The organism is Bacillus cereus group sp. BfR-BA-01309 (genome assembly GCF_022664315.1).
Lineage (GTDB): Bacteria > Bacillota > Bacilli > Bacillales > Bacillaceae_G > Bacillus_A > Bacillus_A mobilis.
The window spans coordinates 1-248 of the sequence record NZ_JAKUHE010000084.1 but is presented as its reverse complement, the minus strand read 5'-3'; the positions used below and the strand labels follow the sequence as shown (position 1 = coordinate 248).

The window sequence follows — 248 nt, the reverse complement described above, 5'->3', positions numbered from 1 at the left end:
GCGCTAGAGAGCTTAACTTCCGTGTTCGGTATGGGAACGGGTGTGGCCTCTCTGCCATCATTACCAGACTGTATTCATTTAAGACAAGAATTATTGTAACTCATTTAACTTTTAAAGTCAACAAGTTTTTTATATTCCTTCAAAACTAGATAACATCGCTACATATTATATGGTTAAGTCCTCGATCTATTAGTATTCGTCAGCTCCACATGTCACCATGCTTCCACCTCGAACCTATCAACCTGATC

1 rRNA gene is annotated in these 248 nt (G+C 39.1%); it reads right to left on the bottom strand.

The features are described from left to right. A 5S ribosomal RNA gene (rrf, locus tag MR115_RS29745) occupies positions 1–68 on the bottom strand; the annotation flags it as partial. Positions 69–248 lie beyond the last annotated feature (180 nt).